The organism is Micromonospora sp. NPDC023869 (assembly GCF_055559695.1).
The window spans coordinates 419,222-445,109 of sequence record NZ_JBVHKD010000001.1; the positions used below are offsets into that span (position 1 = coordinate 419,222).

A 25,888-nucleotide genomic window follows, 5' to 3' on the forward strand; every position below is an offset into this window, starting at 1 on the left:
TCTTCCCTTCCGTGTTCTCGTGTCAGCCGAGCAGGGGTTCCAGCCAGCGGTGGAAGGAGTCGAGCTCGGTGGGGTGGGTGGTGCGCCACTGCTCGGGCACGGCCCGGGTCCGCCCGGCCACCTCGGCCAGCGGCACCGGGTCGTACCCGACGTCGTACGAATCGCCGGGCCGGCGGTGCAGCCCGACCATGACCCCGCCGACGCCCTCCACCAGCAGCCGGGCCGCACGCCGCCCGACCTCGGCGGCCTCGCGTCGGTCGGTCTCGGAGGCGAGGGAGGCGGCACTGCGCTGCGCCATCCCGAGCACCTCGCCCCGAGCGGCGACGCCGAGCCGCAAGCCGACGGTGCGGGCGAGCACCCGGGAGACGCCGCCGAGCAGGATGCGGGTGTGGTTGGCCGCCTCGAACGGTTCGTCGGTCAGCTCCGGCGCGGCGCCCTCGCTGACCACGACGAAGGCCCGACCGTGGGTGGCCAGGGCGTCGGCGACCCGGTCCAGGAAGACGGTCGTGTCGAACGGAACCTCCGGCAGCAGCACCAGATGCGGTGCGTGTGCCGGGTCGTCGCCGTGCCAGGTCGCGGCCAGCGCCAGCCAGCCCACCGAGCGACCCAGGGTCTCCACGATCCGGACCGGCTCCACCCCGGCCATCGCCGCGTGGTCGCGGGCCAGGTCCGGGACGATGCGGGTCAGGTACCGGGCGGCCGAGGCGTACCCGGGGCTGTGGTCGACGCCGACCAGGTCGTTGTCGACCGTCTTCGGGATGCCGACGGTGACCAGGGGTCGACCCCGCTCGGCGGCCCGCTCGCCGAGGGCGTGCAGCAGGGCCATGGTGCCGTTGCCGCCGATCAGCGACACCCCGTCGACCTGGTGCCGGTCGAGCGAGTCCAGTGCGGCGTCGAGGTCGGCGCCGGTCACCGCTCGGCGGCCCGCGCCGAGCCAGGACCCACCCCGGCGGGTCACCGCCACCGGCACGTCAGCCCGGGTGACCTCGGTGAACGCTCCGCTCACCAGGGCGTCCGGCCCACCCCGCAGGGCCAGCACCGAGTGCCCGTCGGCAGCCTCCAGGAAGCCACGCAGGCTGGCGTTGACCACGGCAGTCGGCGCTCCGGTCTGTCCGATCAGCAGGCGCATGGTCAGCCCTCGACCGGCCGGGTCGCCACGCTCTGGAAGCTCTGGAACGCTTCGAGGCCGGGACGTCCGCCCTCGTAACCGAGGCCGGAGTTGCCGAGCCCACCGAAGGGCACCCACGGAGTGTTCGGCGTGCCGGTGTTGACGCCGACGATCCCGGCCCGCAGCCGACCGGCCACGGCGCGGGCGGCGTCGAGGTCGGTGCCGCAGACGTAGCCGGCCAGCCCGTACCCGGTGGCGTGGTGCAGGCGCAGCACCTCGGCGAGATCCCGGTAGACGTGCACCGGCGCGACCGGCCCGAAGATCTCCTCGGTCATCGCGCGGCAGTCGGCCGGGGCGTCCAGCAGCACGGTGGGGGCGGCGAAGTGCCCCGTCGTGGGCAGACCGGCGTCGGTGGTGACGGCACGGGCGCCCCGGGCGACCGCGTCAGCGACGATCGCGGCCATCCGGGCGGGGTCGTCGGCCGGGGCCAGTGGCCCCAGGTCGGTGGCCGGGTCGGTGGGATCACCGACGCGCAGCGCCCGGGTGGCGGCGACGAAGGCCTCGGTGAACTCCCCGGCCACCTCGGCGGCGACGAAGACCTGGTTGGCGGCGATGCAGGACTGGCCGTTGTTGCGGTACTTGGCGACCACCAGGGTCTCGGCCGCCGCCGCCGGATCGGCGTCGGGAAGCACCACGAACGGCGCGCATCCACCCAGCTCCAGCACGGTACGCAGGAAGTGCGGGGCGGCCTGGGCGGCGACCAGCCGCCCGACCCGGGTGGAGCCGGTGAACGACACCACGCGCACCGCCGGGTCGACCAGCCAGGGGGTCACCACGTCCTCGGGGGTGCCGAGGACGGTGGAGAGCAGCCCCTCGGGCAGGTGCCGGGCACAGACCTCGGCCAGCACCAACGACGACAACGGAGCGAGTTCGCTCGGCTTGAACAGCACCGGCGCTCCGGCCGCCACCGCCGGAGCGATCTTGCGGGCCGGGATGGAGACCGGGAAGTTCCACGGGGTGAGTACGGCGGCCACCCCGAGCGGCCGGGTCCGCACCTCGTGCCGGATGCCCGGCACCACGTCGAACCGCTCGGCCGACTGCGCTGCCACCAGCTCGGCGGTGATCCGGAAGTACGCCACCGTGAGCCCCAGCTCGGCGTGGGCCTCGGCGAGGCGTTTGCCGGTCTCCCGGGTGATCAGGGCCGGCCACTCCTCCTCCCCCGCGAGCTGCTCGACGGCGTCGGCAATGGCCCGCAGCGCGGCGGCCCGTTCGGCGACCGGGCTGTCCGTCCAGCCGGCAGCGGACCGCTTGGCGGCGTCGAGGGCGGCAGCGGCCTCGGCCGCCGCACCGAGGGTCACCTCAGCGAAGGCGACGCCGCTGGCCGGGTCGTGCACGGCCAACCGCGCGCCACCGGCGTCGGCGTGGCCGGCGATCCGCACGGCGGTGTCGGCGGCGAGGACCTGCGAGACGATGGGGTCGGTCACGGTAGCTGCTCCTCGTAGCGGTCGAGCTGGTCAGGGTCGAGGTCGATGCCGAGACCGGGCTGGTCCGGCACCCGGACGGTGCCGCGATCGGTGAGCAGCGCGTCGGCGGCAGCGCGCAGCGGGTTGGAGCGGATGTCCCACTCGACGAGTCGGGTGGCCCGGCTGGCGGCGGCGGCGCAGATCGTCGCGGCGGTGGCGACGGCGCCGTTGTACAGGTGCGGATTGACGGTGTGCCCGGTGGCGGTGGCGGCCGTCCGGACGGCGAGGAACTCGGTGATTCCGCCGACCTTGCTCAGGTCCGGCTGGACGATCCGCACCGCGTCGTCACGCAGGTACGGCGTGAAGGCCGCCGCGCCGTAGAGGTTCTCCCCGGTGGCCAGGGGCATCCCGGTGCGGCGGGTCAGCTCGGCCAACTGCTCCGGGCGGTCACCGGCGAGCGGCTCCTCCAGCCAGGCCACCCCCAGGTCGGCCAGGGCGGGCGTGACCTCCAGCGCCTCGTCGAGCGACCACGCCTGGTTGGCGTCGGCGAACACCTGCGCGCCGTCACCGAGGACCCGGCGGGCGGCGCGGACGTTGGCCAGGTCGGTCTCGGCACCGAAGCCGACCTTCACCTTCACGGCGGTCAGGCCGAGGGCGGCGCAGCGTTCGGCGGTCTCGACGACCCCGGTCGGGCCGAGGCTGGAGCCGTAGACCGGCACCTCGGTGGGCGGCTCGGGGTGGTCGGCGAGCAGCCGGGTCAGACTCACCCCGGCGTGCCGGGCGGCGAGGTCCCACAGGGCCAGGTCGACACCGCTGACCGCCTGGTGGATCGGGCCGGGCGCGCCCCACTGCCGGCCCAGCGGTCGCAGTCGCCGCAGCAGCGTCCGGTGGGCCTCGGCGGTGTCGGTGAAACGCCGACCGACCAGGAGCGGGGCGACGCCTTCGCGGATCGTGGCGATCCGTTCCCGCCAGGCCCAGGAGGGATAGTTGGCCCAGGTCTCGCCCACGCCCACCGCACCGTCCGCGAGCTCGACCTCGACCAGGATCATCACCCGGTGGGTCAGCGGGGCGAAGGACATGGCGATCTTCTCGTCGGGGCGGGCCCGCAGCACCCGGGAGCGCACGGCGGCCACGGCGACGTCTGGCAGCGCCGCCGGTGACGGCACGATGGCCGCCGGTACGGAGGCGGGCTGCCCCACGGCTGCGGACGTTCGAAGCATTGTTCCCTCCCTCACAACTGCCACCAAGGTGCATGCAATCTTGGAGGCACGTGAAGTCCACGTCAAGGGCCCGTAACAAATGTGTTGCCTGCCGAGCGGGGCAGAGCCGGAATTCCGCCACGCGGCGACCCGGCGCAGCAGACGACGGTCGAGTGCGGCCTGGGGTCACCGTCCGAGGCAGGTCACCGGCCGCGAGTCAGCGCGGGACGGTGCGAAGCGGACCCGAGCGCGAGTCGGGGTGTGGGTCGGGGCGGCGGTGGTCAGGCGCGGACGAACCGGGTCCCGGCACGCCGGGCGGCGTCGGCCACAGCCGGCGGCAGGTCGACGTCGGTGACCAGGGTGTCGATCCGGTCGAAGGCGCAGACCCGGACCGGGGCACTGGCGTCGAACTTGCTGCCGTCGGCGACCAGGACCACCTCGTCGGCGATCTCCATCACCGCGTGCTTCGCGGTCAGCTCCACCTCGGAACGCACGTAGACACCACGGGCGTCCACCGCGCTGGCCCCCAGGAAGAGCATCCGCACCCGCATCCGCTGCAGCAGATCCAGTGCGGCGAAGCCGACCATCGCCTGGTTCTCGTGCAGCACCTCGCCGCCGAGGCCGATCACCCGGACCCGAGGTCGACCCAGCATCTGCGCCAGCACCGGAACCGAGTGGGTGACCAGGCAGCCGTCGAAGTCGTCGGGTAGGCAGTGCGCCACCGCGGCTGCGGTCGTACCGCTGTCCACGCCGATCGTGTCGCCGGGCGCGACAAGCGCCGCGGCGGCGCGACCGACGATGAGCTTGGACTCGGGGTTGACCTGCGCCCGGTGCAGGTAGCTGGGGCCTGCGGCACCACCGGGAGGCAGGCTGACCCCACCGTGGACCAGCACCGCCTCGCCCCGCTCGGCGAGCCTGCGCAGGTCACGACGGACGGTCATCGGGGAGACCCCGAGCTGCTCGGCAAGGTCGGTCACGGAGAGGAAGCCCGACCGGCGCAGCGCCGCCATGATCTGGGTCCGGCGCTGCGGCGCGCCGTCATAGCGCAGGGACTCCAAGGTCACGCCGGGCGCCTTCCTCTCGGGCGGATGGGTGAAGTCTAGAGCACCAACCCATCTGGTTTATTTCTAACAACGGATGTTAGTTTTACCATCCGTTGTTATGTCTTCCCGGGAGGATGAGCTGTGACCGACTTCCCCACCTCAAGCCTGGCCCGCCCCTCCGGCGGTTACGCGATGCTCGCCGTCGACCAGCGTGAGGCCCTGCGGGCCATGTTCGCCGCCCACCAGTCCGCTCCCGTCACCGACCAGCAGTTGACCGACTTCAAGGTGACCGTCGCCCGGGTGCTCAGCCCGTACGCCTCGGCCCTGCTGGTGGACAAGCAGTTCGGCTGGGACGCCGTGGTGGCCAGCGGCGCCGTCGCCCCCGACTGCGCCCTGATCGCCGCTGCGGACGCCTTCACCGGCAGCGCCACCGAGTTCGTCGCCGACGTGGCGATCGATCCCGCCGTCGTCCCGGCCACCGTCCGCGCCGAGGGCGCCAAGGCCCTCAAGCTGCTCCTGCTCTGGCGTCCGGACGAAGACCCCGAGGGCCGGATCGCGCTCGCCACCGACTTCATCGAGCGGTGCCGCAAGCACGGCCTGGTCAGCATCATCGAGCCGGTCAGCCGGGGCCCACGCGACGGCGGCGAGTACGACCACGAGGCCGGCATCCACGCCGCCGCCCGGGAACTCGGCGCTCTCGGGGCCGACCTGTACAAGGCCGAGGTCCCCACCCACGGCAAGGGCACCGAGGCGGAGATCCTCGCCGGTTCGCAACGGCTCACCGAGGTCATCGACAGCCCCTGGGTCGTCCTGTCGTCCGGCGTACCGGCTGAGCGCTTCGGTACGGCCGTGCGGACGGCCTGCCGGGGCGGAGCCTCCGGCTTCCTGGCCGGACGTGCCGTCTGGGCCTCGGTGATCGGCAGCCCCACCCTGGAGTCGGACCTCTCCACCGTCTCCGCCGACCGGCTGCGCCGACTCGCCGACCTTGTCGACGACGCCGTAACCCGCTGAGCCGTGCCGGTCGGCGATCTGCTCGCGGTGGTCGCCGTGGCGCTCGGCGCCACGGCGCAGCGCCTCACCGGTCTGGGATTCGCACTGGTGGCGGCCCCCTTCCTGGTGGTCCTGCTCGGGCCGCACACCGGGGTCACCCTCGCCAACGTCCTCTCCATCGCGATCTGCCTGATCGTGCTCGCCGGGACCTTTCGACACCTGGAACGGCGCCTCGCCGCGACCCTCGCCGCCGGTGCCGTCATCGCCGTGCCGCTGGGCGCGCTGGTGGTCCGCACCCTGCCCACCCCGGTGCTGCTGATCGGGGTGGGCACGCTGACCGCCGGCTCGGTGCTTTGGGTGGTCGCCGGGCGGGAACTGCGGCTGCTCCGCCGTCGCGGTGGAGCCGTCGTCGCCGGTCTGGCCTCGGGCTTCTGCAACACCACCGCCGCCACCGGCGGCCCCCCGTTGGCGGTCTACGCCGCCAGCACCGGCTGGCCGCAGCGCGCCTTCGTGCCCAGCGTGCAACTCGTCGGACTGGTGAGCAACGGGCTCTCGGTGGCCGCGAAGGGACCGCCGGCGGTCTCCCTGCCCTTCATCGTCATCTGTGGGGTGGCGATGGCGGCCGGGTTGCTCGGCGGACAGTTCCTCACTCGCCGGGTCAGTGAGGCCCAGGCACGCCGGGTGATGCTCCTGCTGGCCCTCGGCGGCAGCCTGCTCGCCATCGGCAAGGGGGTGACCTCGCTGTGACCGGACGCCAGGGCACCGAATCCACCCTCGCGCCCGCCGACCCGGACGACGTACCCCGCGCCGACGCGGTCCGCCGACCCGGGCGACTCTTCGCCGTCGGCACCGACCCCGATCCCCGGTTCACGCTGGCCAACGAGCGCACCTTCCTCGCCTGGATCCGTACGTCACTGGCGCTCTTCGCGGCCGGCATCGCCCTGGAGGGCCTGAACCTGCCCATCCACCCGGGCTACCGGCTCGCCGCCGCCGTGCTCCTGATCGCACTCGGCACGCTCACCCCGGCCCACGCCTGGTTCGGCTGGCTGCGCACCGAGCGGGCACTGCGACTGAGCCGGGGACTGCCGCCGCCGACCAACATGGCGGTGCCGCTCGCCACCGGGCTGCTGACCGTCGGAGTCCTGCTCACCGTCGGTCTGCTGCGGTGAGCAGCGCGGGCCTGCACGTCGAGCGGACCAGACTGGCGTGGCGTCGTACCGCCGCCGCCTATGCCTTGGCCGCGCTCGTGGTCGGTCGGATCCTGGCGTTCGACCTGGGGCACGCCGCATTGGCGTTCGCGGCCCCGTTCGCCGCGGTGGCGCTGCTGGTGATGATCGGACCGCTGCCTCGTCGGGCCTCTGCGGCCCGGGTCCCCCGCCGAGCCCCTACCGCTCTGCCGTCCGGGGCCGCGCCGCCGACCGCACCGGCGCCCGTGTTGCTCGCGCTGGTAGCCGCGATGACCGCCCTCGCGGGGCTGGGCGGGGCGATCGCCGTGCTCCTGGCATGACCGAACACGTCGACCGTCGTCCCACGAGTCGTGGCCACGGGAGACCTCACCGTCCCGCGCCCGCGACGGACGCCCGTCCCGGTGTCAGCGCGGGACCTCGCCGGACCGTAGTCCGTTGACGAGAAGCGCGACCATGCGGCGCGCGTAGTCGGGCTCCTCGTCCGGCATCGGCGCGCACAGCTTCGCGACCGCATAGATCAGGTCCTGTGGACTCACCTCGGCTCGGATCTCGCCGGCCGCCGTCGCGGTGTCGAGCAGGGCTCCGAGTGGCGGACCCAGCTTCGCCATCAGGTAGCCGGAGAGGCCGTCGTACGCCGGATTGCCGGAGTGCAACGCCGCAGCGAACCCCCGTTTCGTCGCCACGAGCGCGGCGAGCCGGTCGAGCCACCTGGCGAGGGCGGCCAGCGGCTCGTGTTCGGCGGCCAGCGCCGGGCCCGCGTCGGCGCAGGCGTCGATCTCCCGCTCGATCACCGCTTTGATCAGGTCGGAGCGCTGGGGAAAGTGGCGGTAGAGCGTGCCGACCCCGACGCCGGCCAGGTCGGTGATCTGTTTCGCGGGTGCGTCCACGCCCGAGGTGCCGAAGACCGTCTTTGCCGCGTCGAGCAACGAGTCGACGTTGCGCTGCGCGTCGGTGCGCTTTCGGCGGGACGCCTGCGCGCCCGCCCTCGAACCGGTCGTCTCGTCCGACACTCCAACCCCCTTGCTGTTCCGGAAAGGCTTTCCGTATAGTTCCGGAAAGGCATTCCGCTTCATCTGACGATACCGCGAGGAGACGATCATGCAGTACCGCTCCCTGGGCCGGACCGGCATCAAGGTCAGCCCGTACGCTCTCGGCGCGCTGATGTTCGCCACGCAGGTGGGCAACCCCGACCCGCAGGACTCGGTCCGCGTGATCCACAAGGCGCTCGACGTCGGCATCAACCTCATCGACACCTCCGACGCGTACGGCGACTCGGAGGAGGTCGTCGGCCGGGCGCTCGTGGGGCGGCGGGACACCGTCGTCCTGGCCACCAAGTTCAGCCGCCCGACGGGCACCGACCCCAACCAGCAGGGCACCTCCCGCCGTTGGATCATGACCGCGGTCGAGGACTCCCTGCGCCGCCTGCGCACCGACCACATCGACCTGTACCAGGTGCACCGGCTGGACCCGGACACCGACATCGAGGAGACGCTCTCCGCGCTCACCGACCTGATCCGCACCGGGAAGGTACGCGCGATCGGCTCGTCCAACACCCCGGCGGGCGACATCGTCGAGGCGCAGGCGGTCGCCGAACGACGCGGGTTGGCACGTTTCCGCGCCGAGCAGGCGCCCTACTCGATCCTCAACCGGGGAATCGAGAACGAGGTGCTGCCGACCGCGCAGCGCTACGGGATGGGCACGCTGGTGTGGGGCCCGCTCGGCCAGGGGATGCTCACCGGCCGGGTCCGCAAGGGCCAGCAGAACGACCTGCGGCGGGCCCACATCTTCCGCCACCTCACCGACGAGCGCCGGATCGACGTCGTCGAACGGCTCGTCCCGCTCGCCGAGGAGGTCGGCGTGCCGCTGACCCACCTCGCCATGGCCTTCGCCATCGCGCACCCGGGCGTGACCAGCGCGCTGCTGGGTGCCCGCACCCTGGACCAACTCGACGGCCTGCTCAACGGCGTCGGCGTCGCGCTCTCCGACGACGTCCTCGACCGGATCGACGAGATCGTCCCGCCCGGCACCGACGTCACCCGGCTCGATCAGGCATACCTGCCGCCGGCCCTGACCGAACCCGCCCTACGCCGCCGCCCGGTCGACGAGCGCCGCGCCGCGTGAGCCGAGCACGGCGCGCGCCGCGTGAGCCGAGCAGAGCGGAAGGAGATCAACGCGCGCCGTAGGCGCGGATGAAGGCGCGTACGCCGTCGATCATGGTTTTTCTGACCCGGTCGGGATCGACGCGGGCCGGGTCGGGCTGCTGGTTGTAGGCCAACAGGACGGTCAGCGCGAAGAGGTGTTCGGTGGCCAGACGCGGGTCGTCGGTCTCCAGCAGACCGGCCTCGGCGAAGCCGGCGACGTACTCCGCCATCAGCTCCTCGGCCACGTCGGTGGACACGTCGTCGCTGGCGCTGGGGGTACGCAGGCGCTCCTGGGCGGCGAGGGCGAAGGCGGCGGCGTAGTCGGCGGAGCCGACCATCGTCGTGCCGAAGTCGACGAGTAGTGCGGTCATGGCCTGTTCGAGTCGGGCGACCGTGGTGATCGGCACCTCGGCGGAAAGGTGCTCGTCGAAGGCGCGCTGCGCGGAGGCCAGCAGCGACTCGGAGGCGTCCGCGAGGATGGCCAGGAAGAGGCGACGCTTGTCGCCGAAGTAGTCGTAGACGGTGGCCTTGGAGACCTTCGCCTCGGCCGCGACGGCGTCCATGCTCACCCGGTCAACGCCCTGCCGGACGAACAGCTCCCGCGCCGCCGCGAGGACCGCCTTCCGCTTCGCCGCCGACCTCTCCCGCATCGGCTTCTCCTTCTGACCTGCGCCCACGGGCCGCCCTCCTCGTGATCGTCGTGCCCCACCCGCCTGAGCTCTGAACTATACCGTTCAGTCTTGTCGAACCAGACTGAACCGTTTAGTTTTGCTTCGGGTCGGCCACGACGCCACCACCCGACGGAGAGAACGTGAGAGATCCATGCCCAAAGCACCAGCCGTGTTGGGAACCATCGCCGAAGCCCTGCTCGGACGCACCGGCCGCGTCGAAGACGTCACCGAGCCCTTTCCCGGCTTCCTCGACGTGAGCCTGCGTGCCGACCCACCACACGGCGGCTGGCACCCCACCCAGGAACTCCAGTTTCGCGTCACTCCCACCCGCAGCCGCCGATACAACATCCGCACCGTCGACCCCGGCCACGCCGACCGCATCGGTCTGCTCGTCGCCACCCGCGCGACCGGACCAGGCACGACCTGGGCGAAGCAACTGCGCGCAGGAGCCGAGACCACCATCCTGGCGGGCCGGCACATTCCCTTACGGCTGCCCGGAACCCGGCGGCTCTACCTCGGGGACAGCTCCGCCCTCGGCACGATCGACGCCCACACCCACGACCGCACCGGGCACCTCGTGGCCGTCGAGGTCCCGCCGGCCGCCGTCGCGGCACTCGCACAGCGATGGCCCCGCCACCACTTCGTCCCCGCCACCCCACTGCCGGGCGACGCGCTACAGCACTGGCTGGACGCGACGACCGATGCCGGCGCCCTCGACGGTATCGACGGCGCCCTGTTGCTCGGACATGCGCAGTCCCTACAGCGCCAACGCAGACACCTCCTCCAGCACCAGGTGCTCCCACGGCGAGCCATCGTCACCAAGCCGTACTGGGCAACCGGCAGAGAGGGCCTGTGACCGATCACCGTGGCCGAGGATTGCGCGGCGTACGCCACCGTCGCGCTGTCCACCGAAGCCGGGCCGCACCGATCTGCGGCGGATCGCGCCCGCCCGGCCCTCGTGCCGCGTGTGGCGTCCGCCGGTACGGGTAGACGAGTCGCACGGCACGTGACACCGCGTGCGGTCACCCGCTGGGACGGGAGGGACGATGAAGGTCAGGAGTTCGTTGCGGTCGTTGACGCGGAAGATGAACTCGATCGTGGTCCGCCGTCGGGGCAAAGTCGTCGTGGTCAACAAGAAGGACCCGCGCCAGAAGGCCCGACAGGGCTGACATTCCCCGTCATCCCGAAAGCGACATGGCGGTGCAGACACCGTGCGACAGGAGGCGACCGTGAGCTACAGAGCGCGGGACGGCGAGCAGCCGGTCGATCCGAACCACGCCGAGGACGAGGCCGGCCAGGTACCGCTCGTCCAGGTCGAGGCGGACACCGACGTGCCCGCGCCGGACGACACCGACGTACGGCCGGACCTGGTGACCGAGGACAACGGGTCGGGGATGACCGGCGGCTCCTCGGGCAGCAGTGGCGGCGGCTCCAGCATGCCCGGACACCCCGACGCCTCCCACTGACGCGAACCAGCGGATGCCTCAGCACGGCCGTCACCACGACACCGGGCACGCCGCACACGACAAGCACGCCGGGCATGATCCGGAGGCGTTCCGCCGCAAGTTCTGGCTGAGCCTGGCGCTGACCGTGCCCGTCGTGCTCACCAGCCCGATGGTGATGGACTGGTTCGGCTACCGGCTGGACTTCCCCGGCATCGACCTGGTGGGGCCGATCCTCGGCACGGTGATCTTCGGCTACGGCGGCTGGCCCTTCCTCCAGGGCGCGGTACGCGAGCTCCGGGACCGCGCCCCCGGAATGATGCTGTTGATCGCGATGGCGATCACGGTCGCGTACGTGGCGTCGCTGGCCACCGCGTTCGGCGCGTTCGACCTGGACTTCTGGTGGGAACTGGCCGCGCTGGTCACCATCATGCTGCTCGGGCACTGGCAGGAGATGAAGGCCATCGGCCAGGCCCGAGGCGCCCTGTCGGCGCTGGCCGCGTTGCTGCCCGACGACGCGGAACGCCTCGACCCGGACGGCCGACCGCAGGCGGTCACCGTGGCCGACCTGCGCGTCGGCGACCTGGTCCTGGTCCGGCCGGGCGGTCGGGTGCCGGCGGATGGGCAGATCGTCGACGGCGCGGCCGAGCTGGACGAATCCATGATCACCGGAGAGTCACGGCCGGTGTCCCGCTCACCCGGCGACCGGGTGGTGGCCGGCACCGTCGCCACCGACGCGGCACTACGGGTACGGGTCGACGCGGTCGGCGACGACACCGCGCTGGCCGGCATCCAACGGCTGGTGGCGCAGGCACAGCAGTCCAGCGGACGGGCGCAGGTGCTCGCCGACCGGTTCGCCGCGTGGTTGTTCTACATCGCCACCGCCACCGCCCTGGTCACCCTGCTGGTGTGGACGGTGCTCGGCAACCTCGACCAGGCGGTCGTCCGTACGGTGACGGTGCTGGTCATCGCCTGCCCGCACGCGCTCGGCCTGGCCATCCCGCTGGTGATCGCACTCTCCACGGCGGTCGCCGCGAAGGGCGGCATCCTGGTCAAGGACCGGCTGGCGCTGGAGCGGATGCGGACGGTGGACACCGTGCTGTTCGACAAGACCGGCACGCTGACCCGGGGCGAACACGTGGTCACCGACGTCGCCGCCACCCACGACCACCGCCCGGCGGCGGGCCACGCTGGAAGCGACCGCCCGGACGACGCCGGAAGCCGCCGGCCGGACCACGCCGGAGGCGACCGGCCGGCCGGGACCGGTGACGATGACGGTGAGCGGGACGTACTCGCCATCGCGGCGGCGGTGGAGGCGGACAGCGAGCATCCGCTGGCCCGGGCCATCGTGGTCGCTGCCGAGCGGCAGGCGGACCGGCGGACGGCGACCGGATTCCGGTCGCTGACCGGCCGGGGCGTCCGCGCCGAGGTGGACGGCGTGACGTACGCGGTCGGCGGGCCGGCGCTGCTGCGCGAGTTCGGGGTCACCGTGCCCGACGATCTCGCCCGACGGCAGCGGGACTGGTCCGATCGCGGCGCGGCGGTGCTGCACCTGCTGCGGGTGCAGGACGACGGGGCACGGGTGCTGGGTGCGCTGGCCCTGGAGGACGAGGTACGGCCGGAGGCCCGGCAGGCGATCGCCGACCTGCGCGCCCAAGGCATCCGCAAGATCGTGATGATCACGGGTGACGCCCGTCCGGTGGCCGAGGCGGTCGCCGCCGACCTCGGATTCCGACCCGGCGAGGACGAGGTCTTCGCCGAGGTGCTGCCGGCCGACAAGGACGACACGGTGGCGGACCTGCACCGACGTGGGCTGCGGGTGGCGATGGTCGGTGACGGGGTGAACGACGCCCCGGCGCTGGCCCGCGCCACCGTGGGCATCGCGATCGGCGCGGGTACCGACGTGGCGATCGAGTCGGCCGGGGTGGTGCTCGCCTCCTCCGACCCGCGCGGCGTGACCGGAGTGATCCGGTTGTCCCGCGCCGCGTACCGGAAGATGATCCAGAACCTGGTCTGGGCCGCCGGCTACAACGTGGTCGCGCTGCCGCTCGCCGCCGGGGTGCTGGCCGGGGCCGGAGTGGCGCTGAGCCCGGCGGTCGCGGCGGTGCTGATGTCCGCCTCCACCATCGTGGTCGCGCTCAACGCCCAACTGCTGCGCCGGGTCCGGCTCCGGCCGCAGGACCAGACGGGTACACGGGATCAGACCGGTGCGGCCGGGTAGGCGCGGGTCTCGGCGGCCTTGACGGCCGCCCAGACCGGTTGGCCCGGGGTGAGCGCGAGCTGCGCGGCGGCGGCCGGCGTGACGTCGGCGGCCACCTCGATCGGGCCGGCGAGCTGGATACGCAGGTTGTCGCCGTGCCGCTGCACACCGGTGATGGTGGCCGGCCAGGTGTTGCGCGGGCTGCCGTCGGGCTGCCGTGGATGCAGCGCCACCGCGGACGGTGGGAACGCCACGAACACGTCGCCGTCCTGTGGATCCCCGGCGGTCAGCCGGAACCCGTCGGCGAGCCGGACCTGATGCCCGCTGGCCTGCCCCCGGTACAGGTTGAGCCCGACCAGGCGGGCCACGTAGTCGGTACGCGGTCGGGCGGTGATGGTGGCGGCGCTGCCCTCCTGCACGACCTCACCGTGCTCGACGATGACCAGCCGGTCGGCGAGCACCAACGCGTCGAGCGGGTCGTGCGTCACCAGCAGGGTGGCTCCGGTGTGCGCGGCGAGGTGCCGCTGCAACTGGGCGCGTGTGTCGAGCCGGGTCCCGGCGTCGAGCGCGGCCAGCGGCTCGTCGAGGAGCAACAGCGCCGGTTCCACCGCCAGCGCCCGGGCCAGGGCGACCCGCTGGGCCTGCCCGCCGGAGAGCTGCCGGGGCTTGTGCCCGGCGTGTGCGGTCAACCCCATCCGGGCCAGCCAGTCGGCGGCCAGGCTGCGCGCCTGCCGCCGGTTCAGGCCCTGTCGACGCGGGCCGAACGCGACGTTGTCCAACGCGGTGAGGTGCGGAAAGAGCAGGTAGTCCTGGAACACCACGCCGACGGACCGGCGCTCGGGTGGGGTCCAGATCCGCCGCCCCGGGTCGTCGAGGTCGCGGCCGTCCAGGGTGAGGTGTCCGGCCGAGAGCGGGATCAGCCCGGCGAGGGTACGCAACGCGGTGGTCTTGCCGGCCCCGTTGGGCCCGAGCAGCGCGACCACCTCGCCGGGGCCGATGGTCAGCGGCAGGTCCAGCCGGAACTCGCCCCGCGCCACGGTCAGGTGGGCGTCGAGCAGCGGCGACCCGGCGGCCGGTGTCGGTGGCGAGGCGGTCATGGCGAGCTGATCCACCGGTCGCGCAGGCAGGCCAGGATCACGACGGAGACGGTGAGCAGGATGAGGCTGAGCACGATCGCGGCCTCCAGGTCGGTCTCCAGCGCCAGATAGACGGCCAACGGCATGGTCTGTGTCCGGCCGGGATAGTTGCCGGCGAAGGTGATGGTGGCACCGAACTCGCCCAGCGCACGGGCCCAGCAGAGCACCGCCCCGGCCGCGATGCCGGGCGCGACGAGCGGCAACGTGACGTGGGTGAAGGTGGTCCACCGGCCGGCACCGAGCGTGGCGGCGGCCTCCTCGTACCGGGTGTCCGCGCCACGTAACGCCCCCTCCACCGCGATGATCAGGAAGGGCATGGCCACGAACGCCTCGGCGAGCACCACCGCCGTGGTGGTGAACGGCAGCGTGATGCCGAACGTGCTGTCCAACCAGGAGCCGACCAGCCCACGCCGACCGAAGACCAGCAGCAGCGCCACGCCGCCGACCACCGGAGGCAGCACCAGCGGCACGGTGATCAGGGCGCGCACCACCCGGCGACCGGGGAATGACACCCGGGCCAGCAGCCAGGCCAGCGGGATGCCGAGGACCAGGCAGAGCAGGGTGGCCAGCGAGGCGGTCTGCACCGACAGCCGCAACGCGGTCAGCACGCCCGGTTCGGTGAGTCGCTGCGGCAGCGTGCTCCACGGTGTCCGGGCCAGCAGCCCGACCAGCGGCAGCACCAGGAAGACCATCCCGAGCGTCGCGGGCACCAGCAGGGCGATCGGGATCCGCCCGGTGCGCCGGGTACGGGTGGGCACGCTGGTCACCGGCTACGGCGCCTGGAATCCGGCCTCGGTGAGCACGGCCTGCCCGGTGTCGGAGCGGACGTACTCCACGAAGGCCCGCGCGGTCGTCGCGTTGCGGGCCTCCTTGAGCACCAGGATCGGGTAGTCGTTGATCGCCCCGGCCGACTCGGGGAACTCAACGCCGTCGACGTCCGCGTCGGCGGCCCGCGCGTCGGTCCGGTAGACCAGCGCGGCGTCCACCTCGCCCAACCGCACCTTGGACAACGCGGCCTTCACGTCCTGCTCCAGGGTGACCGGGGTGAGCGCCACGCCCGCCGCGTTCAGCACCGTCCGCGCCGCCGCCCCACACGGCACCTGCTCGGCGCAGAGGGCCACCTTCGCGCCGGGTCTGGTCAGGTCGCTCAGCCCGGTCACCCGGTCGGGGTTGCCCTCGGGTACGGCGATGACGAGCTGGTTGCGGACGAAGGTGACCGGCTCACCGTCGCCGTTGCCCGCCTCGGTGACGGTGGCCATCGGGGCGGGGGCGGCGGAGGCGAACACGTCGGCGGGTGCGCCCTGGTTGATCTGGGTGGCCAGCGCGGAGCTGCCGGCGAAGCTGAACGTGACCTTCACACCCTCGTGGGTCGCCTCGAAGTCCCGCCCGATCCGAGTGAACGACTCGGTCAGTGACGCGGCGGCGAAGACGGTCAGCTCGCCGCCGATCCCGTTCCCGCCGACCGGCGGGTCCGCGGCGTCCTCGGCGCATCCGCCGAGCAGTGCGAGTGCGGTGACCGCGGCCAGGAGACGTACTGCTCTCACGAGTGGGCCCTTCCTCTGCTGCCGGTCGGCACGGCGGGCTTCTCCACCACGACGGTGGTCGACTTGATCACTGCTTCCGCCACCGACCCGACCTCCAGGCCGAGGTGGTCGACCGCTTCCCGGCTCATCAGCGAGACCAGCCGGAACGGACCGGCCTGGATGTCGACCTGGGCCATCACCGCGTCCTTGACCACGGCGGTGACGATGCCGCGCAGCCGGTTGCGCGCCGAGGACTCGTCGGCCCGCCCACCGGGTTCGGCGGCCTGGGCGCGGACGAACGCGGCCAGCTCGACGCCGTCGATCACCCGGTGTCCGTGCTCGTCGCGGCTCGCGGTGAGCCGACCGCCGTCCACCCAGCGGCGCATGGTGTCGACGCTGACCCCGAGCAACTCGGCCGCCTCACCCATCCGGAACATCGTCACGGACGGATCGTAACGGCCGCAGGTGCGGCCCGATAGACCCGATCACGGCCGCATCCACGACGACCGTTGCCCGATCCCGGCCGAACCTGCCGCGCCCGGTGGCCGACCGTGATCCGGGTTACCTCGCGGTCCGGAACTTCCGACGCGTCGGAGCCGACCAAGCTCACGAGATCGCTCATCGAGGGGAAGCCCATGCCCAGCACCGCCTCCCGCCGGCTCGTCCGCCCGGCACTCCTGCTCACCGGCGTCGTCCTGGCCGCCGTCGTCGCGGGCTGTGGCTCGTCCGACGACGCGTCGACCGCCGCCCCCGGCCCGTCGGCCACCCCGGCCGCCGCCGCGCCGAGCGAGGCCGCCGGCGTGCTGGGCGTACGCGACCCGTGGGTCAAGGCCGCCGACGACGGCATGACCGCGGCGTTCGCCACGCTGGTCAACGACGGCGACACCGACGTCACCCTGACCGGCGCCAGCACCGAGGTCTCCCCGATGGAGGTGCACGAGATGGCCATGCGGGACGGCAAGATGGTCATGCAGGCCAAGACCGGCGGCGTGGTGATCAAGGCCGGTGGCGAGCACAAGCTGGAGCCCGGCGGCGACCACCTGATGCTGATGAACCTGACCGCACCGGTCAAGGCCGGTGACGAGCTAAGCATCACGCTCACCTTCGCCGACGGCCGGACCCAGACGTTCACCGCCGTGGCCAAGCCGTTCACCGGCGCGCAGGAGAGCTACGCCCCGGGGCACGGTGAGCCGATGCCGCACACCTCTCCCAGCCCGGCGTCGTGACCCCGACCCGTCGGCCGGTGAGCCGGCGCGGACTGCTCACCGGCGGCGCCCTGGCCGCCGGGGGCACGCTGGCCGGTGCCGCCGCGGTCGCCGCCGGCCGGGACGACCCACCGGCGGTACGCCCCGAGCCGGTGGCGGTCACCGTCGGCGCGGCGGTCGAGCCGTTCCACGGCGTACACCAGTCCGGGATCACCACCGAGCCCCAGGCGCACGCGGCGTTCGTCGCCTTCACCCTGCAGCCCGGCACCGACAGGGCCGCCCTCGGCCGGATGCTGCGACTGCTCTCCGACGACGCCGCCCGGCTCACCCAGGGCCGTCCGGCGCTGGCCGACACCGAGCCGGAACTGGGCCTGCTGCCCGCCCGGCTCACCGTCACCTTCGGCTTCGGCCCGGGTCTGTTCACCGCCGCCGGCCTCGACGACCGCCGCCCGCCCTCGGTCGCCGACCTGCCCGCGTTCCGCATCGACCGGCTGCAACCGCGCTGGTCCGGCGGGGATCTGCTGATCCAGGTGTGCGCCGACGACCCGATCACTGTCGCGCACGCCCAGCGGGTGCTGGTCAAGGACAGCCGTCCGTTCGCCACCGTCCGCTGGGTCCAGCAGGGTTTCCGGCGGGCCGCCGGTGCCGAGCCGGGCCGGACCCAACGCAACCTGTTCGGCCAGCTCGACGGCACCGCCAACCCGAAGCCGGGCACCCCGGTGGAGACTGCGGTCTGGGTGCCCGACGGCCCGGACTGGCTGCGGCACGGCACCACGCTGGTGGTGCGGCGGATCAGCATGGACCTGGAGACCTGGGACCTGCTCGGACGCGTCGACCGGGAACTGGCCGTCGGCCGGCGACTGGGCGACGGCGCGCCGCTGACCGGGGCAGACGAGCACGACGAGCCGGACTTCGCCGCCCTCGGCCCGGACGGGCTCACCGTGATGCCGGACTTCTCCCACGTCACCCGGGCGCACGTCACCGACGACCGGTTCCGGATCCTCCGCCGCCCCTACAACTACGATGGAACACCGGCCGCCGACGGCACCGCCGACAGCGGACTGATCTTCGCCTCCTACCAGGCCGACATCGACCGCCAGTTCCTGCCCATCCAGCGGCGGCTCGCCGAGCGGGACCTGCTCAACGAGTGGGTCACCCCGATCGGTTCCGCCGTCTTCGCCGTTCCGCCGGGGTGCCCGGAGGACGGCTGGATCGGCCGGCAACTGCTCGACTGACGAGGAGAATCACCCGCATGTCCACCCGCCTCCGCCACCGGGTCACCGCCGCACTGGCCGCCTCGTTGCTGGCCGCCACGACGCTGCTGGCCACGCCCGCCGCCCCCGCGTACGCGCACAACGTGCTGACCAAGGCCACCCCGGCGCAGGACGCCGAGGTCACCAAGGCGCCGACCAAGGTCACCCTGCAATTCCTCCAGCGACTGAACCCGGACTACACCACGATCACGCTCAGTGACGCGGACAAGGAGAAGGTGGCCACCAGCGAGCCGGAGGTGGACGGCACCAAGGGCACGATCACCATCGACGAGCCGCTGGTCAACGGCGTCTACACGGTGGCGTACCGGATCGTCTCCGCCGACGGGCACCCGGTGCAGGGGTCGTACGAGTTCACCGTGGCCGACCCGACCGCCACCGCCGAGCCGACCCCGACCCCGAGCCCCACTCCCAGCCCGGAGCCGACCGAGACGACGCCGTCGGCGGAGCCGACCGTCTCCGCCAGCCCCGCCGCGAGCGGCACCGACGACGACTCGGCCCCGGTGGGGCTGCTGGTCGGCGCCGGGGTGCTGGTCATCCTGGCAGTCGGTGCGGCGGTGTTCCTGCTGCGCCGTCGCCGCGCCGTCGGGCAGTGAGCCCGGCTCAGCGCAACAGCACCGGCCCGGCGTCGATCCGGGTACGGAACAGCGCGTACGGCTTGCGGCGCAGGTCCTCGCCCCGGTGGTAGGTGGCCTGCCGGTGGAGTTGGTTCGCGGTCACGTAGAGGTGCCCGTCGACGGCCACCGACATGGTGTCCGGCCAGAGCAGGCGGGGATCGTGCACCACCGTCTCGTAGCCGCCGTCCCGGCGGCGGCGGAGCACCGCGTTGTGCTCGTACGAGGTCAGGTAGATCCGGCCGGCATCGTCGCTCTCCAGGCCGTCCGACCCGGTGCCCTTGTCGCCCTCGTGCCGCACCGTGGCGGCCACCTCGTCCTCGCCGAGGGAGACGTCCACGAGGGCGTCGGTGGCCACGCTGTACCACTGGCGTGAGGCGAGGGCGCAGTAGTAGAGCCGGGTTCCGTCGGCGGAGATGGCGATGCCGTCCGAACCGATGGTGACCGGTTTCGGCGGCCCGTCCGCCGTCCGCTCCAGGAACGGGCGACCCTCCACCACCGGGCGGAAGCGGGACAGCGGCTCCGGTTTGGTGGACGGGTGCTCGTGCAGTCGCCGCCACGAGGCGCCCGTGTCGAGGTCCACCACGATGATCCCGTTCGCCCCGGCGACCGCCGAGTCGGTGACGTACGCGATCCCGGCGGCACCGCGCCGCAGGTCGAACCGTACGTCGTTGAGGTAGGTGGTGGGCAGCGCCACGTCCGACGGAAAGGTGATCACCTGGGCGACCGTGTCGGTGGCCAGGTCGACGCGGACGAGTTTGGGGCCGCCGGGCCGGGTCGGCTGGAACATCGGGCTGCCGGTGTCGAGCACCCAGAGCCGGTCGGCCGGATCGACCACGATGCTCTGCACCGAGACGAACGCCCCCGCGTCGTCGTCGCCAGCCGGCCGGTTCCACTCCGGGTCCGGGTACGGCACCTCGGCACCGTCGCGTAGCTCGACCACCGTGGCGGGGACCTCGTCGCCCCAGCGGGGAAAGTTGACGAAGATCCGGCCGGTGTGCGACACGCTCACCCCGGTCGGCATCGGCCCGTTGAACGCGTGGACCAGTTCCAGCTCGCCGACGGGCTCGTCCGTCACCGGTTGACTCATGCCCTGCTCCTGACTGTCGGTGCCGTTTCCCGTTCCCGGGGCCGACGGGGGCAAACGCGTCAGCTAACCGGACTTATAACCCATTAGGGTTTTGACTCCTCAAACTGCCATTAAAGGGATCATTCGTATCATAGCCTTCACATGCCGCCTCCACCAGTCACCGCAGTACCGAAGGAGCCTTGATGCGAAAGAGATTCCTCGCCGCCGCCCTGGCGGGTGTGGCCGCGTCCACCGCGTTCGCCGCCCCCGCTCTCGCGGAGGACACCATCGTCACGCTGACCGTCGACGCCGCCGGCGGCCTGTCGATCACCGTGCCCGCGACGGCGAACATCGGCCACGGCGTCGAGGGCAGCTCGGTCTCCGGCCTGCTCGGGCCGGTCACGGTGCTCGACCAGCGCGGCTCGCTCACCCCGAACTGGACCGCGACCGTCATCTCGACCGACTTCGTCACCGGTGGGGGCAGCTCCGGCGAGACGATCCCGAACATCAACGTCAGCTACTGGTCGGGCCCGGCCACGGCCACGGCCGGCAGCGGCACCTTCACACCCGGCCAGCCGAACGCGGGCGCCGCGCAGATCATCAACGTGCCGCGTACCGCGTTCAGCAAGACCGGCGGCACCGGCAACAACTTCGCCACCTGGAACCCCACCCTGGTGGTGAACATCCCGGCCGGCACGGTGCAGGGCACCTACCGCGGGACGGTGACACATTCGGTGGCCTAGGCTCCTCGGCCGGCTGGTGCCGCTGGTCTCCGTCACCCTCGTGGCGCTCGGAGTGCCGGCGGCTCCGGCCGTTGCCGCGCAGGAGCACGTACAGGCCATCGCCGTGCCGCAGCACGTACAGGCCGCGTCGCGGGACGGCATCGGCATCCGCCTGATGGACATCCCCGCCAAGCGGGCCGAGGACCCCCGGGCCAGGGTCTACATCATCGACCACCTGAAGCCCGGCGCCACGATCAGCCGCCGGGTCGAGGTCAGCAACGACTCGCCCGAGCGACAGCAGATCGAGCTGTACGCCGGGGCCGCAGCCATCGAGAACAACGCCTTCGCCGTCCCGGAGGGACGCGAGAGCAACGAGCTCAGCGACTGGATCAGCCTCGGCGCAACCGTTCTCGACCTCGCTCCGGGCGAACGCGCGCCGGTCGAGGTCGACGTCGAGGTGCCCCGGACCGCGTCCAAGGGCGAGCGGTACGCGGCCATCTGGGCGCAGGTCTCCAGCGAACCGCGACAGGGCGACAACGTCATCCAGGTGCACCGGGTGGGCATCCGGCTCTATCTCGACGTCGGCCCGGGCGGCGAACCGCCGACCGACTTCCGCATCGGCGAGGTGGCCGCCGAGTCCGGCACCGGCGAGTTCCCGGTGGTGACCGCGCGGGTGACCAACACCGGCGGTCGGGCGTTGGACATGACCGGCACACTTCGCCTGACCAAGGAGTCGATCCGGGCGGGGCCGTTCAAGGTGACCAACGGGGTGACCATCCTGCCCGGACAGAGCGGACAGGTCCGTATCGAGGTGAACGAGTCCCTGCCGGCCGGGGTCTGGAACGCACGGCTGGCGCTGGTCAGCGGCGTGGTGGAACGTACCGCCGACGGGCGGATCACCCTGCCGGTCGGCACCCGCGCCACGATGGACAGTTCGTCCGCCTGGCTGCCCTACACGCTCGGCACGCTGGTCGCGGTGGCCGCCGTCGGCGCACTCGGCGCCTGGCACGTATCCCGCCGCCGCCGAGCCCTCGCGGTCCCGACCCGCCAGGTAGGCCCGTTCGGCTGACCACCCGCCACCCCAGCCGCCCCGCCACCCGACCCGGCACGAGCCCGCCGGGCCCTCCGCGATCATGGAGTTGTGGCCGTCGATCATGGAGTTGCGGCTCTTGGTTTGTCAGCTTTCGCTACTTATATGAGGGCCACAATTCCATGATCGGCGCGGCGCGGCAGCGGCAGCGGCGCGGCGACGAGGCCCGGCCGTCCGATCGGACGGCCGGGCCTCGTCGTGCCACCGTCAGGAAACCGAGAATACTCCACAAACGGTCATATAGGATCAGACTCACATTTGCCGACGATGTACGTGCTCGGGCCGTCGCCTGGGGCGTACGCCGCAGGGAGGTCGTGATGATGGTCCGGGGCCGCACTGCACGCTCGACACGGCCCGGCCGAACGGTCGTCGCGGGCCTGGTCGCGATCGGCGTGCTCACTCTCGCGCCGGCGTCGTCGGCCGTGGCGGGACGAGCCACGCCGGCCGCTGCGGCAGGGGCTTCGGCCGCCACCCCGCCGCCCGGCTCGACCGGCGTCTACTTCGAGGTGCTGCCGTCGCCGACCGGAAGCCCGACGCCGGACCCACAGCCGACACCGCACCCGACCGGACAGCCCACGCCGCACCCGACCGAGCCACCGCATCCGACCTGGCAGCCGACGCCGCACCCGACGCGGCAGCCGTTGCCGGTCACCGGGTCGGACTCCGGCCCGGGACCGCTGCTGGCCCTGGCCGCCGTGTTGATCGTCGCCGGAGGGGTGCTCGGCGTCCTCGGGCGGCGGCGGGTCAGATGACCGAGTGGGTCACGGTGGCGCGGTAGCCGCCGGTCACCGCGCTCGTCGGGAGCGTCACCGACAGGGTGGGATTCCAGCTCGCCGAGTTGGCGCCGGTCACGCCGGACCAGGCCGCGGCGGTACGCGGCACGTCCAGCACCGCACCGGGCTGCGGCAGGAAGACGCCGAGGCCGGTGGTGCTCACCGCAGTGCCCGACGCGTACCGGACGGCGGAGCGCGGGATCGTCTCCCCTGGTGTACCGGATCCCGTGGTGAAGGCGGTCACCGACACCGTCGCCGTCCAGGAGCCGGCGCTCGGTCCCCGGTCGTCGACGACCGTGACCAGGCCGAGCCGGTTCGCCAGCGAGGCACCGGGGACGCCCCGGCCGATCGACGCGGCGGACGGGACGCTGATCCGCAACCCGGCCAGCGCGACAATGACCAGGCTCACCGGGCGGGTGGCGGACTGGTCGTACGAGTCGGTGACCCGGACCGTGAAGGAGAACGTGCCCGCCTGGGTCGGCGTACCGGAGAGCAGCCCGGTGGCGGGGGCGAGCGTCAGCCCGGGCGGCAGCGAGCCGCTGCTCACCGACCAGGTGAACGGCGCGGTACCGCCGTTCACGGTCAACTGCTGCGAGTACGGCTCGGACACCCTGCCGCTCGGCGGGGCCGGGAAGGTGAGGGTCGGCGAGGCGTTGACCGTCACCGCTGCGGACTGCGCCGAGTCGGGGCCGGTGCCGGCGGCGTTGATCGCGGCGATCCGGAAGGTGTACGTGGTGCCGGCGGTCAGCCCGGTCACGGTCCGCGAGGTCGGCGACGCCGGCAGGGTGACCGGTGTCTGGGCCACCCCACCGACGTACGGGGTCAGGCGGTAGCCGGTGATCTCCGCACCGCCGTTGGAGGGCGCGTTCCAGGTGATCGCGGCGGCGTTGGTGCCGGCGGCGACCGAGGTGATGGTGGGCGCGCCGGGCAGCGTGTACGGCACCACCGGCGCCGACGGTGCGCTGGGCGTACCGGTGCCGTAGGCGTTGATCGCCGCGACCCGGAAGGTGTACTGGGCCGAGGCGGTCAGCCCGGTCAGCGTACGGGTGGTGGTGGAGGCGTCGAAGGTGATCGTCGGCTGCGTCACGCCGTCCCGGGTCGGGGTGAGCACGTACCCGGTGATCGGGCTGCCGTTGTCAGCCGGGGCGACCCACGACACGGTGGCGCTGGTGATGCCGGCGACCGCTGTGGGCGTGGCCGGGGTGGCCGGCGCGGAGGCGTAGACGAAGGTGACCGCACCGGCGGCCCCTCGGGTGACCACGGAGATGGTCACCGGTGCGGCGCTGCTGCGGGCCGGCAGCGAGGAGATCGCCAGACTGCCGTCGCTGTTGGTGGTGAAGCAGCCGACGGCCGGGCCGGAGGTGCAGGGCAGCAGCACCACCGAGGCGCCGGTGCGCTGCTCGTCGGCGGTGCCGATGGTGATCGCGGTGGCGCCGGCGAGGTTGCTGCCGCGTACGGTGACCGCGACGCCGCCCGCGATGGGGCTGATCGCCGGGGTGACGGTGAGGCCGGTCGGCGCGGCCAGCGGGGTGACCGCGGTGGTGGTCGAGGTGTAGCCGGGGCTCGCGTCGATCGACGACGCGGTGGCCACCGTTCCGGTCTGGATCAACGTCGGTGTCACCGAGGTCCCGGTCACGGTGGCGACCACGGTGATCGGCGACAGGTTGCTGCCGCCGGGGAACGGCACGTTGGAGTTCGTGCAGGTGATGCTCTGCCCGGAGGGCGTGCCACAGGACCATCCCGTGCCGTACGCGCCGCGCGGCACCACGCCGGTCGGCGCGGTCTGGGTGACCAGGATCGGCGCCGGTTCGCTGGTGCCACTCTCCACCCGGGGAGTGATCGTGTACGTGACCGGGTCACCGGGCTGCGGGCTGGAGCCGACCGAACTGGTCTGCGTCACGGTCAGGTCGGGCACCTGGTTGAAGCTGACCGCGCGGGCGTTGTCGATCTCGTGGAAGTCGGTGACCGCACCGGTGGAACCGACCCAGCCGAAGGCGAGTTGCCGGGGGAAGCCGTTGGCGTTCAGCCAGTTCGGCGACGGGTACAGGCTCGACGGCACCACCGGCAACGCGCCGGACAGGGTCCGGGCCGCACCGCCGACCGGAGTGAACCGGACCGCGTACTGACCGGCGGGAACGGTGATCCCGGTGCTGGTGGTGTACGTCGACCCGGTGGTGTTGACGATCACCTCGACCGGCACCACGGAGGCCGCGCGGGTGCTCGCCCGCAACGCGAGAGCCGACGACGAGGTGCTGGTGGCGGTGCTGTTGACCGCGCAGTAGCCCACGCCGTTGCGCCCTGGTCCACGGATCACCACCTGGCCCGGCACCCGCCCACCGGTGGTGGAGATGTACGCCGGGTTGGTGCAGCCGGTGCCCTGGTAGACGCTGTTGCTGTAGTTGCCGAAGACGTCGAATCCGATGCCCATGTAGCCGTTGGAGAGGCCGACCGATCCGCCGTTGAAGGCGGCCGAGTAGCCGAGCGACCCGCCCGGCTGACCGATGATCGACGGCGAGCGCGGGTCCGCCGGGTCGACGGCGGCGAGTACGAGGGCCAGGCCGTCGGCCCCGGTGCTCGTACCGCCGTACTGGTAGGAGTTGAAGGTGACGTGCAGTCCCTGCGATGTCGGCACGCTCACCGCGCCGAACACGCCGCCCTGCCGGGTCAACGACGCCGGTGTCAGCCGGAGCTTGCCGCTGCCCTGCGGGTCGGTGCTGGTCGGGCAGCTCAGCAGCGGACCGGTGGTGGTGTTGCCGGACGCGCTGAGGCAGGCGCTGTTGCTGCTGGTGCCCGAGGGCACACCCGGCACCGCCACCGCGCCGATGCCGTTCGCGGTGTTGTTGCGGAAGGGCTGGTCGAACAGCACGGTGCCGTCCGCCGCCGCCGGGCCGGGTACGGCGACCAGCAGTCCCATGGTCAGCGCGACCGTCATCGCCGTGGCGACCGTCGGATGTCCCCAGCGCGCGAACGACATGCACCCCTCCGGACTCATCCACCTCGCCAACCTCACAAGGACCCTACGGTGCCTTAAAGGACAAAGG

27 protein-coding genes are annotated in these 25,888 nt (G+C 72.6%); 15 read left to right on the top strand and 12 right to left on the bottom strand.

From position 1 onward, the window contains the following. Positions 1–22: 22 nt before the first annotated feature. From ACZ31C_RS01525 to ACZ31C_RS01540, 4 genes are all read right to left on the bottom strand, one after another. Positions 23–1,129 (bottom strand): 6-phosphofructokinase, encoded by a 1,107-nt coding sequence (locus ACZ31C_RS01525; protein WP_465793739.1) that lies wholly within the window; start codon positions 1,127–1,129, stop codon positions 23–25. Positions 1,130–1,131: 2 nt separating this feature from the next. Then, positions 1,132–2,592, bottom strand: coding sequence for an aldehyde dehydrogenase family protein (locus ACZ31C_RS01530; RefSeq protein ID WP_465793740.1), 1,461 nt, complete (start codon positions 2,590–2,592; stop codon positions 1,132–1,134). Continuing rightward, positions 2,589–3,791: a mandelate racemase/muconate lactonizing enzyme family protein gene (locus ACZ31C_RS01535; protein ID WP_465793741.1), complete on the bottom strand. Its 1,203-nt coding sequence runs from the start codon at positions 3,789–3,791 to the stop codon at positions 2,589–2,591. Before ACZ31C_RS01535 ends, ACZ31C_RS01530 begins: the two co-directional genes overlap by 4 nt. 260 nt (positions 3,792–4,051) lie before the next feature. After that, entirely contained in the window at positions 4,052–4,834 is a 783-nt protein-coding gene (locus tag ACZ31C_RS01540; RefSeq protein WP_465793742.1) for a DeoR/GlpR family DNA-binding transcription regulator, read from the bottom strand. Between the two features lie 120 nt (positions 4,835–4,954). Here ACZ31C_RS01540 and ACZ31C_RS01545 point away from each other — a divergent pair, with 120 nt between their 5' ends. Genes ACZ31C_RS01545 through ACZ31C_RS01560 form a run of 4 tightly spaced genes read left to right on the top strand, consistent with a single transcriptional unit; the run spans position 4,955 to position 7,310 of the window. Further along, positions 4,955–5,824, top strand: a complete 870-nt coding sequence (locus ACZ31C_RS01545; protein WP_350696066.1) for a hypothetical protein — start codon at positions 4,955–4,957, stop codon at positions 5,822–5,824. A 3-nt stretch (positions 5,825–5,827) separates the two neighbouring features. Next, the gene (locus ACZ31C_RS01550) at positions 5,828–6,550 is read left to right on the top strand and encodes a TSUP family transporter (RefSeq protein WP_465793743.1); all 723 of its coding nucleotides are present in this window, start codon (positions 5,828–5,830) and stop codon (positions 6,548–6,550) included. After that, positions 6,547–6,972, top strand: a complete 426-nt coding sequence (locus ACZ31C_RS01555) for a YidH family protein (RefSeq protein ID WP_465793744.1) — start codon at positions 6,547–6,549, stop codon at positions 6,970–6,972. Before ACZ31C_RS01550 ends, ACZ31C_RS01555 begins: the two co-directional genes overlap by 4 nt. Further along, positions 6,969–7,310: a hypothetical protein gene (locus ACZ31C_RS01560; RefSeq protein WP_465793745.1), complete on the top strand. Its 342-nt coding sequence runs from the start codon at positions 6,969–6,971 to the stop codon at positions 7,308–7,310. Before ACZ31C_RS01555 ends, ACZ31C_RS01560 begins: the two co-directional genes overlap by 4 nt. Positions 7,311–7,394: 84 nt before the next feature. On the opposite strand, the gene ACZ31C_RS01565 is transcribed toward ACZ31C_RS01560, so the two are convergent. Then, positions 7,395–8,000 carry a TetR/AcrR family transcriptional regulator gene (locus ACZ31C_RS01565; protein WP_465793746.1) on the bottom strand — a complete coding sequence of 202 codons (606 nt, stop codon included), beginning with the start codon at positions 7,998–8,000 and terminating at the stop codon, positions 7,395–7,397. Positions 8,001–8,088: 88 nt separating this feature from the next. Between ACZ31C_RS01565 and ACZ31C_RS01570 the strand changes: the two genes are divergently transcribed. After that, positions 8,089–9,111 (top strand): aldo/keto reductase, encoded by a 1,023-nt coding sequence (locus tag ACZ31C_RS01570; protein ID WP_465793747.1) that lies wholly within the window; start codon positions 8,089–8,091, stop codon positions 9,109–9,111. A gap of 46 nt (positions 9,112–9,157) precedes the next feature. Here ACZ31C_RS01570 and ACZ31C_RS01575 read toward each other — a convergent pair whose 3' ends face one another. Further along, positions 9,158–9,808, bottom strand: a complete 651-nt coding sequence (locus tag ACZ31C_RS01575; RefSeq protein WP_465793748.1) for a TetR/AcrR family transcriptional regulator — start codon at positions 9,806–9,808, stop codon at positions 9,158–9,160. 163 nt (positions 9,809–9,971) lie between these two features. Here ACZ31C_RS01575 and ACZ31C_RS01580 point away from each other — a divergent pair, with 163 nt between their 5' ends. The 4 genes from ACZ31C_RS01580 to ACZ31C_RS01595 all read left to right on the top strand — a co-directional run bounded on the left by ACZ31C_RS01580 (position 9,972) and on the right by ACZ31C_RS01595 (position 13,465). Next, entirely contained in the window at positions 9,972–10,658 is a 687-nt protein-coding gene (locus ACZ31C_RS01580; RefSeq protein ID WP_465793749.1) for a ferredoxin reductase domain-containing protein, read from the top strand. Between the two features lie 190 nt (positions 10,659–10,848). Then, positions 10,849–10,971: a 50S ribosomal protein L36 gene (locus ACZ31C_RS01585; protein WP_131051346.1), complete on the top strand. Its 123-nt coding sequence runs from the start codon at positions 10,849–10,851 to the stop codon at positions 10,969–10,971. A 60-nt stretch (positions 10,972–11,031) separates the two neighbouring features. Then, positions 11,032–11,268: a preprotein translocase YidC gene (locus tag ACZ31C_RS01590; RefSeq protein ID WP_465793750.1), complete on the top strand. Its 237-nt coding sequence runs from the start codon at positions 11,032–11,034 to the stop codon at positions 11,266–11,268. A 13-nt stretch (positions 11,269–11,281) separates the two neighbouring features. Next, a complete protein-coding gene (locus tag ACZ31C_RS01595) occupies positions 11,282–13,465 on the top strand; it encodes an HAD-IC family P-type ATPase (RefSeq protein WP_465793751.1) in 2,184 nt (727 codons plus the stop codon). Here ACZ31C_RS01595 and ACZ31C_RS01600 read toward each other — a convergent pair. The 4 genes from ACZ31C_RS01600 to ACZ31C_RS01615 are packed head-to-tail and all read right to left on the bottom strand — an operon-like array spanning position 13,444 to position 16,546. After that, entirely contained in the window at positions 13,444–14,541 is a 1,098-nt protein-coding gene (locus ACZ31C_RS01600; protein WP_465793752.1) for an ABC transporter ATP-binding protein, read from the bottom strand. The genes ACZ31C_RS01595 and ACZ31C_RS01600 overlap by 22 nt on opposite strands. Continuing rightward, positions 14,538–15,338: an ABC transporter permease gene (locus ACZ31C_RS01605; protein WP_350696079.1), complete on the bottom strand. Its 801-nt coding sequence runs from the start codon at positions 15,336–15,338 to the stop codon at positions 14,538–14,540. The genes ACZ31C_RS01600 and ACZ31C_RS01605 overlap by 4 nt, the downstream gene beginning before the upstream one ends. A gap of 12 nt (positions 15,339–15,350) precedes the next feature. Further along, positions 15,351–16,124: a molybdate ABC transporter substrate-binding protein gene (gene modA / locus ACZ31C_RS01610; protein ID WP_465793753.1), complete on the bottom strand. Its 774-nt coding sequence runs from the start codon at positions 16,122–16,124 to the stop codon at positions 15,351–15,353. Beyond that, complete coding sequence (locus ACZ31C_RS01615) at positions 16,121–16,546, bottom strand: TOBE domain-containing protein (protein ID WP_465793754.1); 426 nt, start codon at positions 16,544–16,546, stop codon at positions 16,121–16,123. The genes modA and ACZ31C_RS01615 overlap by 4 nt, the downstream gene beginning before the upstream one ends. A 192-nt stretch (positions 16,547–16,738) precedes the next feature. On the opposite strand from ACZ31C_RS01615, the gene ACZ31C_RS01620 reads away from it, so the two are divergent. Genes ACZ31C_RS01620 through ACZ31C_RS01630 form a run of 3 tightly spaced genes read left to right on the top strand, consistent with a single transcriptional unit; the run spans position 16,739 to position 19,175 of the window. After that, on the top strand, positions 16,739–17,329 hold the full coding sequence (locus tag ACZ31C_RS01620) for a copper chaperone PCu(A)C (RefSeq protein ID WP_465793755.1): 591 nt from the start codon (positions 16,739–16,741) through the stop codon (positions 17,327–17,329). Further along, entirely contained in the window at positions 17,326–18,543 is a 1,218-nt protein-coding gene (locus ACZ31C_RS01625; protein WP_465793756.1) for a Dyp-type peroxidase, read from the top strand. Before ACZ31C_RS01620 ends, ACZ31C_RS01625 begins: the two co-directional genes overlap by 4 nt. 17 nt (positions 18,544–18,560) lie before the next feature. Beyond that, positions 18,561–19,175 (top strand): copper resistance CopC family protein, encoded by a 615-nt coding sequence (locus tag ACZ31C_RS01630; protein ID WP_465793757.1) that lies wholly within the window; start codon positions 18,561–18,563, stop codon positions 19,173–19,175. 7 nt (positions 19,176–19,182) lie between these two features. Here the strand turns inward: ACZ31C_RS01630 and ACZ31C_RS01635 are convergent, their stop codons facing one another. Further along, the gene (locus tag ACZ31C_RS01635) at positions 19,183–20,283 is read right to left on the bottom strand and encodes an L-dopachrome tautomerase-related protein (protein WP_465793758.1); all 1,101 of its coding nucleotides are present in this window, start codon (positions 20,281–20,283) and stop codon (positions 19,183–19,185) included. Positions 20,284–20,465: 182 nt separating this feature from the next. On the opposite strand from ACZ31C_RS01635, the gene ACZ31C_RS01640 reads away from it, so the two are divergent. The 3 genes from ACZ31C_RS01640 to ACZ31C_RS01650 all read left to right on the top strand — a co-directional run bounded on the left by ACZ31C_RS01640 (position 20,466) and on the right by ACZ31C_RS01650 (position 22,826). Further along, positions 20,466–21,005 carry a hypothetical protein gene (locus tag ACZ31C_RS01640; RefSeq protein WP_465793759.1) on the top strand — a complete coding sequence of 180 codons (540 nt, stop codon included), beginning with the start codon at positions 20,466–20,468 and terminating at the stop codon, positions 21,003–21,005. Positions 21,006–21,021: 16 nt separating this feature from the next. Continuing rightward, a complete protein-coding gene (locus tag ACZ31C_RS01645) occupies positions 21,022–22,053 on the top strand; it encodes a COG1470 family protein (protein ID WP_465793760.1) in 1,032 nt (343 codons plus the stop codon). 338 nt (positions 22,054–22,391) lie between these two features. Beyond that, positions 22,392–22,826 (top strand): LPXTG cell wall anchor domain-containing protein, encoded by a 435-nt coding sequence (locus ACZ31C_RS01650; RefSeq protein ID WP_465793761.1) that lies wholly within the window; start codon positions 22,392–22,394, stop codon positions 22,824–22,826. Here the strand turns inward: ACZ31C_RS01650 and ACZ31C_RS01655 are convergent. Next, entirely contained in the window at positions 22,819–25,821 is a 3,003-nt protein-coding gene (locus ACZ31C_RS01655) for a fibronectin type III domain-containing protein (protein WP_465793762.1), read from the bottom strand. The two genes, ACZ31C_RS01650 and ACZ31C_RS01655, sit on opposite strands and share 8 nt — an antisense overlap. Positions 25,822–25,888: the final 67 nt, after the last annotated feature.

Excerpts from the sequence above, each read along its gene's own strand:
- ACZ31C_RS01535 (WP_465793741.1), bottom strand. The coding sequence starts at position 3,791 with ATGCTTCGAACGTCCGCAGCCGTGGGGCAGCCCGCCTCCGTACCGGCG.
- ACZ31C_RS01600 (WP_465793752.1), bottom strand. The coding sequence starts at position 14,541 with ATGACCGCCTCGCCACCGACACCGGCCGCCGGGTCGCCGCTGCTCGAC.
- ACZ31C_RS01640 (WP_465793759.1), top strand. The coding sequence starts at position 20,466 with ATGCGAAAGAGATTCCTCGCCGCCGCCCTGGCGGGTGTGGCCGCGTCC.
- ACZ31C_RS01650 (WP_465793761.1), top strand. The coding sequence starts at position 22,392 with ATGATGGTCCGGGGCCGCACTGCACGCTCGACACGGCCCGGCCGAACG.
- ACZ31C_RS01635 (WP_465793758.1), bottom strand. The coding sequence starts at position 20,283 with ATGAGTCAACCGGTGACGGACGAGCCCGTCGGCGAGCTGGAACTGGTC.
- ACZ31C_RS01630 (WP_465793757.1), top strand. The coding sequence starts at position 18,561 with ATGTCCACCCGCCTCCGCCACCGGGTCACCGCCGCACTGGCCGCCTCG.
- ACZ31C_RS01525 (WP_465793739.1), bottom strand. The coding sequence starts at position 1,129 with ATGCGCCTGCTGATCGGACAGACCGGAGCGCCGACTGCCGTGGTCAAC.
- ACZ31C_RS01620 (WP_465793755.1), top strand. The coding sequence starts at position 16,739 with ATGCCCAGCACCGCCTCCCGCCGGCTCGTCCGCCCGGCACTCCTGCTC.
- ACZ31C_RS01655 (WP_465793762.1), bottom strand. The coding sequence starts at position 25,821 with ATGTCGTTCGCGCGCTGGGGACATCCGACGGTCGCCACGGCGATGACG.
- ACZ31C_RS01570 (WP_465793747.1), top strand. The coding sequence starts at position 8,089 with ATGCAGTACCGCTCCCTGGGCCGGACCGGCATCAAGGTCAGCCCGTAC.
- ACZ31C_RS01595 (WP_465793751.1), top strand. The coding sequence starts at position 11,282 with ATGCCTCAGCACGGCCGTCACCACGACACCGGGCACGCCGCACACGAC.
- ACZ31C_RS01585 (WP_131051346.1), top strand. The coding sequence starts at position 10,849 with ATGAAGGTCAGGAGTTCGTTGCGGTCGTTGACGCGGAAGATGAACTCG.